We start from the raw sequence: 15,604 nt of genomic DNA on the forward strand, positions 1-15,604 counted from the left end.
GCGATAGAGAGTCATACCCATATCGCGGTTTTATTTGAGTTTATAAACCACTTCGACTCTGTCTTCGATAGTGACTTGACCATATTGATAGCTTTCGGCGGCGCCCATGGCATCGGCCTTGGCATTCATACGTAACATCACGGGCTGCACTGGGCGTTGATCGTAATAACGAATTTGCCACACCTTACCTAAGTTCTCCCCAAATCCCTTGGCTAAGCTTTCGGCTTTTTGTTTAGCATCGACAATGGCCGCTTGGCGCGCCTTGGCCACATACTCGGCCTCTTTGCTCGACTTAAGGGCGATATTGTTGACCCTGTTAATCCCCTCCTCTAAGGCGGAGTCCAAAATCGTATTTAAGCGGGCTAAATCACTAATAGTGACTGTGATTTGGCGACTCGCGGTATAACCACTCAGCTCGGGCGCCTTATCCTGGGCATACACATATTGCGGCTGCAGATTTAAGTTAGCGCTTTGGATTTGCTCCTTGGTAATGCCCGCGGCGGTTAAACGGGCGATAAATTTCGCCACTGCGGCATCCGAATTATCCTTGGCGGCCTTGGCCTCTTTCTCGGTAACGGCTACTTCGACATTAAGCTCTGCCATATCCGGCTCAACCTGAATTTGGCTCACGCCCATGGTTTCGATATGGGGAAAATCTACGTCGGCGGCCATCGCCTTTGCGGTAAACACACCTGAAAAAAGACCACCAGCCACTAATACAGCTAAAAGAGAATGCTTCATTGTTAACTCGAACTAAATCATTTAAGGCGAGACTGCCGTGGTTCTGACGCGGCGGCTATCGGCTAAAAGTACGACTCACTGTACCAATATGTAACAGCCCGATTTGTCGTCCGTTACGATAGCCACGCATCATGCAAACTACCCCTATAAACGCAGGCAAAAATAAAAAGGGTTAATTTTTTTGAAAATTTTTTAAATCGGCTTCGAGCGGCAGTGCACTGCGCCATTCAAACCTTAAAGCCATTCGCCCAAGATGAAATGCGGCGGGATAACAGAGCAGCGGACTCTACCGCGCCACGACTGGTAGAAACGCCCTCTTGGCTGTACACTTTTCACCCAAAGACACTGTACCTTTTAATCACTTCAGGTATAATCCGCGCTCTTTTTACGGCGCTCTTTTATCAGCATCAGCGAGACACCATGACAGTTGAAACTTTTAATCCTAAGCAAACAACCACGCTTGAGACCCCAGCCAAGACATTAGAAGCAGCGAGTGCTGACTTAGCTAATGCAGAAAGTGCTACAGGGAATCGCATCGGTTTCGTGTCTTTGGGTTGCCCAAAAAACCTAGTGGACTCAGAGCGCATTCTGACCCAATTACGCATCGACGGCTATGAAGTCACCAACAGCTATGACAATGCCGATCTGGTTATCGTCAACACTTGTGGCTTTATCGATGCGGCGGTTGAAGAATCCTTAGATGCGGTGCGCGAAGCCCTAGAAGAAAACGGCAAAGTGATCGTGACTGGCTGTTTAGGCGCCAAGGAAAACCAAATCCGTGAAGTGCACCCAGACGTGCTCGAAATCACGGGCCCACACAGCTACGAAGCCGTGTTAAAGCATGTACACAAGTACGTGCCAAAACCAGCGCACAACCCATTTACCTCGTTAATCCCACAAACTGGGGTTAAGTTAACGCCTAAGCATTATGCTTATTTAAAGATTTCAGAAGGTTGTGATAACCGTTGTACCTTCTGCATCATCCCAGCACTGCGTGGCGATTTAGATAGCCGCCCAGCGGGTAGCGTATTAGACGAAGCGAAACGCTTAGTTGAATCGGGCGTACAAGAGATTTTAGTCGTTAGCCAAGACACCTCTGCCTACGGTAAAGACAAGGGCGGCCGCACCGACTTCTGGAACGGTATGCCAGTGAAGCAAGACATCACTAGCCTTGCCCGCCAACTGGGCAAGATGGGCGCTTGGGTACGTTTACACTACATCTACCCATACCCATGGGTAGACGATCTGATCCCCTTGATGGCCGAAGGTTTAATCCTGCCATACCTAGATATTCCAATGCAGCACGCCAGCCCACGCATCCTGAAGATGATGAAGCGTCCAGGCCGTGTTGATCGTCAGTTAGAAGCCATCCAACGCTGGCGCGAAATCTGCCCAGACTTGGTGATCCGCTCAACCTTTATCGTGGGCTTCCCGGGCGAAACAGAAGAAGACTTCGAAATGCTACTCGACTTCCTGCGTGAAGCGCGCCTCGACCGCGTAGGCTGCTTCAAGTACTCAGAAGTGGAAGGCGCAGTAGCCAACACCATAGCTGAACTGATCAGCGAAGACGTGAAGGAAGACAGATACCACAGATTTATGGAAGTCCAAGCCGAGATCAGCGCCGAGCGTTTAGCCCGTTTCGTTGGCCGTACTATGGATATTCTGATCGATGACGTTGATGAAGAAGGTGCGATTGGCCGCAGCTTCGCCGATGCTCCAGAAATCGACGGCATGGTATTTATCAACGGCGAAACCGAACTCGAACCCGGCATGTTAGTCCGTGCTGTGATCACCCACTCGGACGAGCACGATCTGTGGGCCGAGTTAGTCGACGCCGACGCTGAAGATGATATCGAGGCCTAAGCACTCGACTTAAGCGTGCTACTTAAGCGCTTGCCCTAAGCAGTCGATTAGCCGGATTAAAAACATAAATAGCGAGCCCTTGATATAAATACTAATAGTCAAGGGCTCGCTTTTTTATGGGCAATCGTTACCAAGCTAGTGATAGGCATTGAAGGATATAGGCAGCAAATGGCAGAGCGGATAAGTTGAGGAATAAGCTCAGGAATGGTGCTTTAAAAGGTTTACAGGATAAGAATCAAAGAGAAATCGAGCAGAGATAAGGGAGAAACAAGTTACAAGGCGAGCAAAGTTAAGGCTTTAACACTAGGCACCAGTGAGACAAACTCCCATAAAGTCGAAAGGGGTATCGCCCCTGTGCTGATACCCCTTTCGGTTTGCTGCTTTACGGTTGTAAGACCCTTTGCCCTTCTTCGGCTTTTCGGTTCGCATTCTAAACAGTGAACTCGTCACCACTGCCTTGAGTGCATTGTCGGTAATAGTGCCGCGACCATTTTCATGTTCGAGCACGCTAGTCTCTTTAAGCTTTACCATAGGAACTCCTCAATTAATATTTACAGGCCAAATACACCTCTACCCGACCTGCGACGACACTATAGCGCAATATGACAGGATGTACAGAGTTTGTGCAGTAGTGCAAAGAATCTCTCTTTTTATTATCAAAAAGTATGATAGATTAATTCAATAAAAATAATACATTAGGCTAACAAGCCTTCGCCTTAGTTGTACTTTTAGCTCGCCCATTGGCGGCAAGATTACCCTTTGTAATCACGGGATAAGGAGATCATTTTGCAGTTTGCAGTTATTTATCGGCCCTTACTTAGCCTCGTTTTCTTGTTACTCAGCTTCTTCCCCAGCCTAGCGCAGGCTTTTTCAAGCTCTGAGTGCATCATTACCATGGGGTATCGCACCAGTGAGCGCCTTCCCTTTATCGAGCACGACCCAAATAACCAAGGGTTTTACCACGACATCTATCAAGCCGCCGCCGAACGGATTGGTTGCAAACTCAGGATCACGCGGGCGCCTAAGATGCGGATTTTGCGGGATCTAAAACTCGGTAATATCGACTTTTACCCAGGCCTGAGTTTTAGTGAAGAGCGCGCCCAATTTGCCTTTTTTATTCCTAATGGCCTGTCGGAGCGCGCCATCGGCATTAGCCGTGCGGGAGCCGCCAATATCAGTTCGTTAGAGCAACTATCCCAGAGTGGAATGACACTATTAATCGCCCCCGGCAGCTACGACTTTAACGGCTTGCCCGAGACCATGTCGGTACGCAAACCGCCCGAACTCGATGTGCCTAAGGCATTAGAATACCTGCTTGCCAGCCAAGGGGATTTTTTTATCTACGATCAGGCCACCATCAGCTACTACCTTAAACAGCGAGACATGAGCCAATTTAAGCTGCACCCTAATTGCTGCCAGCAGCCTCAGGCCATGTATCTGGGGTTTTCGAAAAAAAGCCGCCATTTTCGCGGGCAACATAACCCAAACTACCGTGCAGACTTACCCGTCAGCCCAGATAACAGCCCCAACAGACTCGCCGAAGATTCAAAGGCCTATGAGTTTGCCAGAGCATTGGCTTTAATGGATGCCGAGGGTGAAACCCAGCGGATCTACTTTAATCACTTCGGTTAATCAAAAAGCGTGTTAAACCGCGCCGCTTGATATTCTTACCTTACTGCTAGCTTATCTTCACCTTGGCGCTAGTTAGCACTCAAGGCCGCTATTTCAGCTTTATCTTTATAAGCTCTGCGACAATATGCCGCACCTGTCACACTTCGATGATCTTTATAATGCAGCGCAATTTATCCGAGTGAATGGAAGACAAAACGATGGCTGCAAACACTTCAACTATCCCCCACGGCTTTAAATGCTCCGCAATCGCCAGCGCGCTGACCTTAGCATTAGGCGCTTCGGTTGCCTCACAGGCCATGGCCGACGAGACAAATCAGACTCAAATCGAACGTATTCAAGTCCATGGTGAGCAGAATATTGGCCGTAACGCCTTAGGCTCGGCCGATACCTTGCTGAAAGACCAAGGCGTGGATTTCTCCGAAGCGGGCGGCGTTTCCGCCTTGCCCGTGCTTAATGGCATGATGGGCGATCGCATTAAAGTGTTAGTCGATGGCGCGGATATCACTGCCTCCTGTGCTAACCAAATGAACCCACCACTATCCTACGTGTCCGCTAACCAAATCAGCTCGGTAGAAGTGGTCGCGGGCGTGTCCCCCGTCAGTGCGGGCGGCGACAATATCGCCGGGGTGATTAAGGTTAATAGCCTTAATCCTAAATTTAGCGACAGCGACAACCTCAACTTCGAAAGCGGCGAAATTTCATCGGGATACCGCAGCACCAGCGACGCCTTCTTACTCGGCGCTAAAGCTGGGATTGCCAGTAAGCACTTAAGTTTCAGCTATCAAGGCGCCTATGAAGATGCCAATAGCTACCACGATGGTCACGGCGATAAAGTGCTCGATACCCTCTATCGCGCCCAAAACCATGCGTTAACGGCGGCATGGCGCGATGACACACAACAACTGGCGATTAAGCTAACGCACCAAGCTATCCCTTTCCAAGGTTTCCCGAACCAATACATGGATATGACGGATAACAAGAGTTACGGCGCCCTAGTCCGTTATCTGCGGGATTTAGACAACGACGGCGAATTTAGCGCCCAGTTAAACTGGCACAGTGTGAAGCATGAAATGGGCTTCTTCACCCCAGAAAAAACCGGCAAGATGCCGATGAACACTGAGGGCAGCGATTACAGCTATCAACTGCATTGGCGTTTACCCATGGGCGATAACAGCACATTACTCGTCGGTCAGGAATTTTATAACTATCAACTCGATGATACTTGGCCAGCAGTGCCCGGCACTATGATGGCCCCCAATGACTATATCAATATCAACGACGGTGAACGCCGCCGCGCCGCAGTTTATGGCGAGTGGCAGCAAAACCTCACGCCAGTCTGGTGGTTGTCTGCCGGGGTGCGTTATGAATATGTCACCACAGATACGGGCGAAGTGCAGGCCTACAGCAATATGCCCATGATGGGCATGCCGAATGTGGATGCCGAGGCAGCAAAAGCCTTTAACGCCATGGATAGAAGCCGAGATGATAATCTCATCGACGCCACTCTGCTGGCACGCTATCAATTGTCGGCCAAACAACAATTGGAATTTGGCTTAGCCCGTAAAAACCGCGCGCCAAACCTGTACGAGCGTTACAGCTGGGGCCGTGGCGTGATGGCAACCACTATGATCGGCTGGTATGGCGACGGTAACGGTTACGTGGGCAATCCCGATCTTAAGCCTGAAACCGCCCACACCCTGAGCGCGGCCTACAAGTTTGCGGGCGATGAATGGCAATTCTCTACCACGGCTTGGTATAGCGCAGTGACAAACTATATTGATGCCGAGGTGATTGGCAGCTTTAACCGTAGCGGCCTTGCCAACGGTAAACGCAATATCCTTAAATTCACCAACGAAGATGCCCATTTATATGGCGCTAAGTTGAGTGCGAACTACCTATTAGCCGATACCGACAGCGGTAAATGGCAGATGCAGGGCAAGCTGAATATCACCCGTGGCGAGCGCGATGAGGGTAACGAGCCGCTTTATCAAATCAAACCGCTACAAACCGAGTTAGCCCTTAGCCATCAACTTGGCGATTGGGAAAACCGCCTGTCATGGCAATGGGTAGCGACTAAGGATAAGGTCGATGATCGCCGCTTAGAAAATGAGACCGACAGCTATTCGCTGTTAAATTTAAGCAGCAGTATCAAATGGCAAGAGCTGAGTCTAACCTTTGCGATCAACAACCTGTTTGATACTTACTACGAACTGCCACTGGGTGGTGTCAACCTTGCCGAATTTAAGGCCGATAGCAGTGGTGGCTTTAGCCAAGTCGCAGGCTCGGGTCGCTCATTTGAATTAGGTGCTAGCTATAAATTCTAATGAGCACCGCCGCTAAAATGTGGCAGCGCTATTTAGCACGGTGTAATTAAATCAAAAAGGGCAAATGCGAACGCATTTGCCCTTTTGTTTAAAGCTCATTCCGTTAACGCCGAACCGTTAGACTGAATGACTCAATTAGGTTAACTCAATCAGTTACCCGCAACCTTCATCTCGGATAATAAGATCCCGCCGGTGCGGATAGACGAACGTAAATCGAAATCCTTACTAACCGCCTGAATCCCACGGAACATATCCTTCAAGTTGCCCGCGATAGTGATCTCTTCGACGGGGAACTGCACTTCGCCATTTTCGACGTAAAAACCAGCGGCGCCGCGGGAATAATCCCCCGTCACCATATTCACGCCTTGGCCCATCACTTCAGTGACAATCAGGCCAGTGCCCATGCCTTTGACTAGCTCATCGAAACTTTGGCCGGTGTGCGCCAGCGTCCAGTTGTAGATGCCGCCCGCATGGCCTGTGTTGGTTAAGCCTAGTTTGCGCGCCGAATAGCTAGTCAGCAGATAGCTTTCTAACATACCCCGGTCGATGATGCGTCTATCTTGAGTCGCTACACCTTCGCTATCGTAGTTGGCACTGGCGAGCGCGCCCAACAGATGCGGCTGTTCTTCAATATTGAACCAATCGGGGAAGATTTGGGTGTGAATCGCATCCAACAGGAAGCTGGATTTACGGTACAGGCTGCCACCGCTGATCGCGCCGACTAAATGGCCGATGAGCCCTGTGGCGATTTCAGGCGAAAGCAGAATAGGTAAACGCGAAGTCGCAATCTTACGTGCGCCTAAACGGCTCACTGTCTTTTGTGCGGTTTTCAAGCCAACGGATTCGGGAGATAACATCTCACTGAATTTACGGGCGATAGTGTAATAGTAATCCCGCTGCATGCTGCCATCTGAGTCTTCACCGATCACGCTGCAACTTAAGCTATAACGCGAGCTGCAATAACCGTTTAAGAAGCCGTGGCTATTGCCGTAAACTTTGACCGAAGTGTGGGCGTTTGCGCTGGCACCATCGGAGTTATTGATGCGCGGATCGGCATCGAGCGCCGCGGTTTCGGCGCGAATCGCCAATTGGGCTAATTCGTCGGGAGAAATCTCTTCAGGATAATAAAGCTTAAGATCGCGGATCTCGGTCGCCATTAAGGCTTTATCGGCTAAACCGCTAAAGGGGTCGGCCGAGGTGTAACGGGCGATATCGTCCGCCGCTTTCACAGCCAAGGCAATGGCTTCGGGACTGAGATCGGAAGTCGATGAACTGCCCTTGCAACCATCGCGATAAACCGTAATTCCTAGGGCGCCATCTTTATTAAATTCAACTGTTTCCACTTCTTTTAAGCGGGTTGAAACCGATAATCCCTGTTGTTTACTGATCGCCACTTCGGCGGCATTTGTCCCTAATTTATTGGCATATTCGAGGGCCACGGCAACCGCATCTTTCAGCGCGGTCAATTCACTATCGATTCTGTTCAAAGACACAAAGCTACTCTTTCGTTGTCGGCAATGGCGTTAGCATAACAAACACCCATGCCATTCTCATTATTTATTGCGCGCTTATTTCGTCAATCTCAGCCATGGCGCACGCGCTTTCGTTAGGCGATTTTTGGCGGGAGATGTTATTATTAGGCCGTTATTTAACTGAGGTTTTATCTATATGAAGATTGTTGGTGATTCAGAGCATTTTAAACAACCCTATGACAGTGACGAAGAGTATGTCAGCAAAACCGAGGACAAGCGTGACTGCGAAGCTGCTCAAAAAGTCGGTATGGAATTGGTGTCGCTCAGCAAGACCCAGCTAGATAAAATCGAGCTGGACGAGCACTTGTACGACAGCATCCAGCAAGCTCATAAGATTAAGCCGAAGACCGAAGCCTATCGCCGTCATATGCAATATATCGGTAAGTTGATGCGTAACGTCGATGTGGAGCCGATTAAAGCCGCGCTCGCTATCGTACTGAACAAAAACAACAACGAAACCGCTAAGCTGCAAATGTTCGAGAAAATGCGTGAGCGTTTACTGAGCCAAGGCGACAGCGAAATTCAAACCTTAGTGGAACATTACCCACAGTTGGACAGACAGAAGCTGCGTACCTTAGTGCGCCAAGCCACAAAAGAGTTGGCAAAAGGCCCTGAGTCCAAATCATCAAAAGAGCTGTTTAAATACCTACGCAGCGAAATCCAAGACTAACAATTCAGCCCAACAAGGATGTTTGCTTATGCGATTTAGCAACACGTTTTGCAATCTTACTTTGCTTTCTATTGGCTTATTTGGACTTTGGGGCTGTAACGGCCCTTCTGACGAAGATAACGGTGGCACAGATGCCAGCGACGGTATTTACAAACTGTCTATCGACTTTAAAACCCTATCGGGTAGTCAATGTGGCAGTTTTACCTCACTTCAAAGTTTCCCTAAAGACGCAGGTTTTTGTGCTGTCGCCAAGTTAAACAAAGGTTCGGCTAAGGTTAGCAATCAGAGAGTTAACTTTACGAGCGACCTTGGGGCGTTAACACCGGAAAGCAAACTCACAGATAGCAACGGTGAAGCCGTTGTTATTGTGAGTAATCCTGATTTGCTTATCAATGCTGGCACTATTACAGCAACCACCACTCCGAATGATTCCAGCACGGCGCTATCGGCGACTCGCAACTTTGAATTTACAGGGATTATCGACGGTACTGGCGCATCCATCGCCCCAAAACTGAGCGCCAGTATTCAAAGCGGCGCGAATGTAGTGACTCGCTTTAAAGTGGATGAAGCCGTACAACTGCAAGCCATTTTCCTCGATGCCGAGAGTAACGGCATTGCCGATGCTAAGGTCACCTTTAGCGCGGGTTCGGCTACCTTAACCCCCGCCAGTGCGCTAACCAATAGCCAAGGTATTGCCCAAGTCAGTTATACCCCGAGTGCCACCGAGTTAGGCGCCAATGCCTTAACGGTTACAGTGGATTATCAAGGGCAATCGCTACAAAGCAGCAGCTTATATGAAGTGCTCAGCAAAGATGCCGTTAACGAAGCCGGTACCTTAAAGTTAGGCTCCTTTAATGGCAGCAGTTTTACCGAAGGAAAACTGGCGAGTACGTTAACGGCACAGGCCGATGGCAGCTATAAAATCAGCGCCGGCGGCAGCTTTGGCGTGACCGCAAGCTTAGTGTTAGAGGCCAGCGATGGCACTGTCACTCGCGTACAGACGCCGTCATCCATCAGTTTCAGCTCTGATTGTACCGCCAGCAATAATGCGAGCTTAGACACGCCAGTCACGACCCTATCGGGTAATGCCAGCTCGACCTTCCAAGACACCAGTTGCAGCGGGAATAGCGAGCGTAACGATCAAATCGTCGCGACCACTGTCGTGGGTAATCAAACGCTGACGGCGAACTTCCCCTTTACGCTTCAACGCCAAACCTTAGCGAGTCTGAGCTTTGAAGCGGCCGAGCCCAACCAAATTCGCATTAAAGGCGCAGGTGGGACTGGGTCAAGCGAATCATCACTGGTGAGCTTTAAAGTCACCAGCGCCAATGGCCAGCCCGCAGCGCAGCAAAAGGTTAGTTTTAGCTTAGATACTGTGGTCGGCGGTTTAAGTTTTGCCAATGGCAGCGCCAATGCCGAGGGGCAAACAAACGCCCAAGGTATCGCCAGTGTGCGTGTGCTTTCGGGTACTGTGCCGACCCCAGTTCGTGTGGTCGCCAGCGCAGTGGATGCCGATACCAAGGAAGTGATCACTAGCCAATCTGAGCAATTAACGGTTAATACTGGCCTGCCACAGCAACTTGGCTTTAGTCTTTCGACGACGATATTTAACCCCGAAGCGGGCGATTATGACGGTGAAACCGCGACTATTACCGCCAGACTGTCGGACAGCTTTGGTAACCCCGCGCCCGATGATACTACGGTGAACTTTACCACCGAAGGTGGCCAAATCACCCCAAGCTGCTTAACGCAAAATGGCACCTGTAGCGTGACTTGGACTTCAAGCGATTATCGCCCTCAAGATCACCGTATTACCATCTTGGCCTACGCCTTGGGTCACGAAACCTTCTTCGACACTAACGGCAACAATCAGTTTGATAGTGCTGATGGTGGCGCTATCGCAAACGCCTGCTTATTCAATGGTGTAGCAACTAACTGCAGCGGCAATGGTATGGATGTGGAAACCTTCCACAGTAGCGGTTTTAGCGACTTACCAACGGCGTTTCGTGATGATAATGAAAACTTTAGCCGCGACAGTGGTGAACCTTATTTCGATAACCTCGCCCGCGAGACCTATCCCGTCGCCGATGGCAAGTTTAACGGCCCTCAATGTGAAGGCAGCCTCTGCGGTACAGGTCAAGCCAACAAAACCTATGTGCGTAAGGCTTTGGTGTTAAGCATGTCTGGTTCGCAAGCTTATATCAGTGTGCAGCAAGACGGTGTGTTACTCGCGAGCGTTAATGATATTAAACCCGTTGCCGCAGGTAGCGAGTCTAAGTTTGTGGTGTTTGTGCATGACAGTGCCAAACAAATTATGCCTGCTAAGACTCAAATCGAGCTCTGCGTCGATTGTAACGGTACGCCAGATATCATTGAGGTAGCCAACACTCTCACTGGCAAGAATGGCTTAGGCACACCGCTCAGTTTCACCGCCTCTGCAGGGAGTCAAATCAGTATCGTGACCACTACGCCCAAGCAAGTTAAGACCACCCTCAGCTTTACCGTGCCGACACTGTAAAAACCAAAAGACCCGCCAAGGCGGGTCTTTTACTTTCTAGCTCAAATTATTGGCTAATTCTGTAACTCTACCGCCTTGCGTAAACGCAGGCTTCGCAGCGCCAAGTACAAGACCCCAATAGCCGCCCAAATTAAGCCAAGCTCTAGGGACTGAGGCTCAAGGTTAATCCACAGCACGCCAATAGTCGCCGCGCCGCACAAGGGTAAGGCGAAGTACTGAAAGTGGTCTTTCAAGGATTGGTTGCGTTTCTCTTTGATATAAAACTGCACTATTACCGACAGGTTCACAAAGGTAAAGGCCACCAGCGCGCCGAAGTTAACGAGCGCCAGTGCCATTTCGAGATCGAAGGACACAGCCGAAAGCGCCAGTAACCCCACCAGAATCACGTTAAACGCCGGCGTGCGCCATTTGGGGTGAATATAGCCAAAGCCTTTATTGGGCAGCATATTGTCACGCCCCATCACGTAGAGAATACGTGCCACGCCCGCATGGGCGGCCATGCCCGAGGCCAATACTGCTATTGTGGTTGCCACTAGCACCACTGACTGGAATAAATTGCCGCCCACATACAGGGCAATCTCAGGCAGCACAGCATCTAACTGCTGGAAGCGAGAAATATCCGGGAAAAACAGCTGTAAGAAATAGGACACGCTGACAAAAATCACGCCGCCAATCAAAGCAGTTAGCACGATAGCGCGGGGGATCACCCGCTTAGCGTCCTTGGTTTCTTCACTCAAGGAACTTAAGCCATCGAAGCCTAAGAAAGAGAAACACAGAATGGTCGCGCCAGTAAACAGCGGCGCAAGGCTTATCTCTTCAGAATAGAATGGACGCACACTGGCAATCACACCTTCACCTTCGCCAAGGGACAGACTGTGGGCCATTAAGCCGATAAAGACTAAGATGATGGCTATCTGGGCGAATACGATAACGCCGTTAAAATTCGCCACTAAATCTATGCCCCGGAGGTTTAATAGCGTCATCACAGCGACTAAACCAAAGATAAAAATCCACGGCTCGACGTTAGGGAACATGGCCGTCAGGTAAATCTTTGCCAGCAGCATATTGATCATCGGCATAAACATATAATCGAGCAGCGATGACCAGCCCACCATAAAGCCGACATTCGGACTAAAGGTTTTTTGCGCATAGGTATAGGCCGAGCCCGCATAGGGATATTTTCGCACTAAGTGACCATAGCTAAAGGCGGTAAACAGGATCCCTGCTAACGCGAGCAGGTAAGAGGTGGCCACATGGCCTGAGGTGATCTCGGAGACAATGCCAAAGGTGTCAAACACGGCCATAGGCGTGAGATAGGCTAATCCCATCACCACCACTTGCCACAGACTCAGGCTTTGCTTTAAGCCTGGATTTTGTTGGCTCATATCCAACCTCCTTTTGAAGCAGGTGGAATTGCAAACGCAACAGCTTGATTTACGGCAACTACCGAACATCCGGTAAACAACAGCCCCATTGAATTGTCCTCAGTAAAGTAGGTTCAAACGAACCTCATATCATTTCCGGATGTTTACCGGCCTCAATTGGTTTAAAACCCATACACTCAAAAAGAAAATAACCGGGATACTGAATACCCCGGTTATTTTTGCGGCGCGCATTCTCCCCCAAAACAGCGTCGAAGACAACCCAATAAGGACATTAAGTTGCCTATCTGTGTCGTCTCTACGGTAAAGCGGGTCTAAGCAGATGAAGGCAGACATGGAGTGAAACGATTCCGCCTCGAATAAAGCGCGCAAATATTGTACTTATCACTGTGAGACAGCTCTGATTGTCGCGATTTTTGAGACAAAGAGACACGCTGTTATGGGCTTATCCCCTTCGAGGGGTTGCCGTAAAGTATGTTCCATCAACCCGATATTATTTTGATAAAACGACTTAGTAGTCTTAGGAGTCCATGATGAAACTAAATAAAACCATGATGATGGCAGCAGGTGCAGCCTTACTGTGTAGCAGCGTTCAAGCCGTCGAAATCGATTACTTCGCGGGTATGGGTTTAGGTTATCAAGCCGATGAAATTGAAGGTGTGATCAATAAAGATACCGAAGATCTAAGCTACCAAGCCCGCGTTGGTATGCTGATTGAGCAAAACCACCGCATTACCGGTACGTTTGGCTATATGGAAGACAAATTCAACTTTGCCAACGATAAGTTCAAACAGGAACAGTACAGCTGGTTAGTGTCCTATGACTACCTGTTACCCGTGCATAAAGACGTTAACCTGTTCGCAGGTGTCAGCATTGGTGCCAACGACAACAAGGTCTCAGGCAAATCGGCAACCGATTTTGTGTATGGTGGTCAAGTTGGCGTGCAATACAAATGGAGCGAGCATTTCTCATCGGATCTTGGCTACCGTTATTTAGCCCAAGACTATGAAGAAAACGGCAATGAAATTAACAACAGTCAGCAGGTTTATCTCACCTTAGACTACAAGTTCTAACAGTATTTTCTCCCTCATTATTTTCTTGGAGTACCTCGCTTATTTGGGTACTCCCTTTTTTTTTAAACAGCCTACCGAGTTCGATACAACTATCCACAAGGGAACACATACAAGATACAGGGGCCAGATAGCGATGTGTGAGATGCTTAGAAGTAAAGGCTTTCGACGATTTTACCGTTAACCAGCATGTCGCATTTATCGCCAGAGCTGGATTTCGTTGCTTGGATCACCCCAGCAATCGCACCAAATGCGCCACCTTGGCTACCTAACACTGAACCGAAATAGCATTGGCTAGAGATAGTGTAACCCTTGTATTTACCGCTGAGGTTTTGGGTTGGCGTGTAAGGTGGGAAAGTCCCTTTCATCACTGAGTCGCCATTCACAGACAGTGAAATATTTTTGCGTTCAGTATCGTAGCTGCCACCAAAAACGAGGTTGATACCATCGATTTCAACGGTTTTTTCTTGTGCAACGATGGGAGGTTTAGCGGCGCAGGCGGCCAACAGACAAGTACCCATGGCCAAAGAGAGTAAAGTAATTTTACGCATTTCATCTTCCTTTTGATGCGATAAAAAAATGAAGCAACTGCTTCGAAATTAAACGGCCCCTGTTTAATTTTTTGCCGGACGATTATATCTATATCTGCCTAATATCCAATAACAAATTTAATACAAACGCAAAAATCAGTGTTTTGTCGGTACGAATAACAGTGTCGCCTAAGACGCATTAAGTTCAGCTAATGCCCGCGCACGACGTTTAATCCCTAACATCGCAAGACCAAAAAACAGCACAAATAGGCCCCAAAGCTGTAACCATTTTGGCAGCACACTCGCCCAGCTGGCGCCCATTTGATTCAGCTCCAACATCCCCATAATGGCGGGCACCGCAGGGATAATCTGCGAGCCCAGCACCAAAGGCTCGGGGATTAAAGCAATCGGCCAGACAAAGCCGGAGACGAACAGAATCGGCATAGAAATCAGCAGCAATACTTGAGTCGGTAAATCACGGCGGCTAAACAGTGTACTCATCGCAACCCCTGCCGCAGCCGTCGAAAGTAAAAACGGCAGCAACCAGAGCGCCACTTGGCCAAGACTCGCCTGAATACTCACCTTATACCAGTGGTAGCAATACCCCACATAAAAACTGGTAAACACCATATAAATCAACATAAAGGCGAGAATACGACCACAGACCAATTGCAGCGGCGACACCTGCTGCCAATAGCTGCGGCTGCGCCACTGACCCGCGCCTAAGATCCCAGTCCCAATCAACAAGGTTTGATGCAGGATAAGTAAGAAGAGTCCAGGCACCACGTAGGGCGTATAACCTAGGCTAGGGTTAAAGGCGGGCACGCTGTTTAAATGCAGCGAGTTCAGGTTCTGCTCGGCTTCTTTCGGATTTTTCCCCTGCGCGAGCATCCCAATCAATTGCACTTGTTTGCCCGCATCCATCCCCGCGCTGACAAGCCCCTCGGCCACTGCCGAATAAATCAAGAAGTAACTGGCATCGCCGCCGTAGCTTAAGGTTACGCCCTTGCCCAGCAGCAAGTCGCGACGAAATCCTTCGGGGATCACCAGTAAGCCATGGGCCTTGCCGGTTTCGATAAAACGCTTCGCCTCAGTAATGGAGCCAACTTGACCTATCACCTGAATTTTTGCGCTGGCATCCGCATGACGAATAAGTTGACGGCTTAGGGAGGAATGATCTAAATCCACCACGATAAGCTGTTGTTCTGTTGGGACTTGGTGCAAGTAAGGCAAGGGATAGAGCACAGAATAAAACAGCACACCGCCGAATAGGGTCACGGCAATTGCCTTGTCACTCACAATCGCCTTTAATTCTGTTAGCACTAACTGCCATAAATTCATG

Annotated in this window: 12 protein-coding genes; 6 read left to right on the top strand and 6 right to left on the bottom strand. The window is 49.3% G+C overall.

The features are described 5' to 3' along the window. Positions 1-30 precede the first annotated feature (30 nt). Positions 31-741 carry an oxidative stress defense protein gene (locus M0415_RS14605; protein WP_011624181.1) on the bottom strand — a complete coding sequence of 237 codons (711 nt, stop codon included), beginning with the start codon at positions 739-741 and terminating at the stop codon, positions 31-33. Between the two features lie 420 nt (positions 742-1,161). On the opposite strand from M0415_RS14605, the gene rimO reads away from it, so the two are divergent. Further along, complete coding sequence (gene rimO / locus M0415_RS14610; protein WP_039978462.1) at positions 1,162-2,604, top strand: 30S ribosomal protein S12 methylthiotransferase RimO; 1,443 nt, start codon at positions 1,162-1,164, stop codon at positions 2,602-2,604. Between the two features lie 303 nt (positions 2,605-2,907). Here the strand turns inward: rimO and M0415_RS14615 are convergent, their stop codons facing one another. After that, positions 2,908-3,135 carry a ribosome alternative rescue factor ArfA gene (locus M0415_RS14615; RefSeq protein ID WP_249556288.1) on the bottom strand — a complete coding sequence of 76 codons (228 nt, stop codon included), beginning with the start codon at positions 3,133-3,135 and terminating at the stop codon, positions 2,908-2,910. Positions 3,136-3,405: 270 nt separating this feature from the next. Here M0415_RS14615 and M0415_RS14620 point away from each other — a divergent pair, with 270 nt between their 5' ends. Together M0415_RS14620 and M0415_RS14625 are read left to right on the top strand one after the other, a co-directional pair. Next, on the top strand, positions 3,406-4,236 hold the full coding sequence (locus M0415_RS14620; protein WP_425383196.1) for a substrate-binding periplasmic protein: 831 nt from the start codon (positions 3,406-3,408) through the stop codon (positions 4,234-4,236). A 197-nt stretch (positions 4,237-4,433) separates the two neighbouring features. Beyond that, entirely contained in the window at positions 4,434-6,560 is a 2,127-nt protein-coding gene (locus M0415_RS14625) for a TonB-dependent receptor plug domain-containing protein (RefSeq protein WP_249556290.1), read from the top strand. 149 nt (positions 6,561-6,709) lie between these two features. Here M0415_RS14625 and pmbA read toward each other — a convergent pair whose 3' ends face one another. Beyond that, positions 6,710-8,053: a metalloprotease PmbA gene (gene pmbA, locus M0415_RS14630; RefSeq protein ID WP_249556291.1), complete on the bottom strand. Its 1,344-nt coding sequence runs from the start codon at positions 8,051-8,053 to the stop codon at positions 6,710-6,712. Between the two features lie 175 nt (positions 8,054-8,228). On the opposite strand from pmbA, the gene yjgA reads away from it, so the two are divergent. Then, positions 8,229-8,762: a ribosome biogenesis factor YjgA gene (gene yjgA, locus M0415_RS14635; RefSeq protein ID WP_011625015.1), complete on the top strand. Its 534-nt coding sequence runs from the start codon at positions 8,229-8,231 to the stop codon at positions 8,760-8,762. 28 nt (positions 8,763-8,790) lie between these two features. Further along, positions 8,791-11,280 carry an Ig-like domain-containing protein gene (locus M0415_RS14640; protein ID WP_249556292.1) on the top strand — a complete coding sequence of 830 codons (2,490 nt, stop codon included), beginning with the start codon at positions 8,791-8,793 and terminating at the stop codon, positions 11,278-11,280. Between the two features lie 53 nt (positions 11,281-11,333). On the opposite strand, the gene M0415_RS14645 is transcribed toward M0415_RS14640, so the two are convergent. Continuing rightward, a complete protein-coding gene (locus M0415_RS14645; protein WP_249556293.1) occupies positions 11,334-12,665 on the bottom strand; it encodes an APC family permease in 1,332 nt (443 codons plus the stop codon). A 530-nt stretch (positions 12,666-13,195) separates the two neighbouring features. Between M0415_RS14645 and M0415_RS14650 the strand changes: the two genes are divergently transcribed. Further along, the gene (locus tag M0415_RS14650) at positions 13,196-13,735 is read left to right on the top strand and encodes an outer membrane beta-barrel protein (RefSeq protein ID WP_220056614.1); all 540 of its coding nucleotides are present in this window, start codon (positions 13,196-13,198) and stop codon (positions 13,733-13,735) included. A gap of 146 nt (positions 13,736-13,881) precedes the next feature. Here the strand turns inward: M0415_RS14650 and M0415_RS14655 are convergent, their stop codons facing one another. Next, positions 13,882-14,283: a hypothetical protein gene (locus tag M0415_RS14655; RefSeq protein ID WP_088210053.1), complete on the bottom strand. Its 402-nt coding sequence runs from the start codon at positions 14,281-14,283 to the stop codon at positions 13,882-13,884. 168 nt (positions 14,284-14,451) lie between these two features. After that, entirely contained in the window at positions 14,452-15,603 is a 1,152-nt protein-coding gene (locus M0415_RS14660) for an ABC transporter permease (RefSeq protein ID WP_249556294.1), read from the bottom strand. Between the last annotated feature and the right edge of the window lies 1 nt (position 15,604).

It is taken from the genome of Shewanella sp. 10B (assembly GCF_023475885.1).
In the GTDB taxonomy this organism is placed as follows: domain Bacteria; phylum Pseudomonadota; class Gammaproteobacteria; order Enterobacterales; family Shewanellaceae; genus Shewanella; species Shewanella mangrovisoli.

Bases quoted from the DNA above. Each gene is read 5' to 3' on its own strand.
- rimO (WP_039978462.1), top strand. From the start codon at position 1,162: ATGACAGTTGAAACTTTTAATCCTAAGCAAACAACCACGCTTGAGACC.
- M0415_RS14645 (WP_249556293.1), bottom strand. From the start codon at position 12,665: ATGAGCCAACAAAATCCAGGCTTAAAGCAAAGCCTGAGTCTGTGGCAA.
- M0415_RS14605 (WP_011624181.1), bottom strand. From the start codon at position 741: ATGAAGCATTCTCTTTTAGCTGTATTAGTGGCTGGTGGTCTTTTTTCA.
- M0415_RS14655 (WP_088210053.1), bottom strand. From the start codon at position 14,283: ATGCGTAAAATTACTTTACTCTCTTTGGCCATGGGTACTTGTCTGTTG.
- M0415_RS14640 (WP_249556292.1), top strand. From the start codon at position 8,791: ATGCGATTTAGCAACACGTTTTGCAATCTTACTTTGCTTTCTATTGGC.
- M0415_RS14650 (WP_220056614.1), top strand. From the start codon at position 13,196: ATGAAACTAAATAAAACCATGATGATGGCAGCAGGTGCAGCCTTACTG.
- M0415_RS14660 (WP_249556294.1), bottom strand. From the start codon at position 15,603: ATGAATTTATGGCAGTTAGTGCTAACAGAATTAAAGGCGATTGTGAGT.
- M0415_RS14625 (WP_249556290.1), top strand. From the start codon at position 4,434: ATGGCTGCAAACACTTCAACTATCCCCCACGGCTTTAAATGCTCCGCA.
- M0415_RS14615 (WP_249556288.1), bottom strand. From the start codon at position 3,135: ATGGTAAAGCTTAAAGAGACTAGCGTGCTCGAACATGAAAATGGTCGC.
- yjgA (WP_011625015.1), top strand. From the start codon at position 8,229: ATGAAGATTGTTGGTGATTCAGAGCATTTTAAACAACCCTATGACAGT.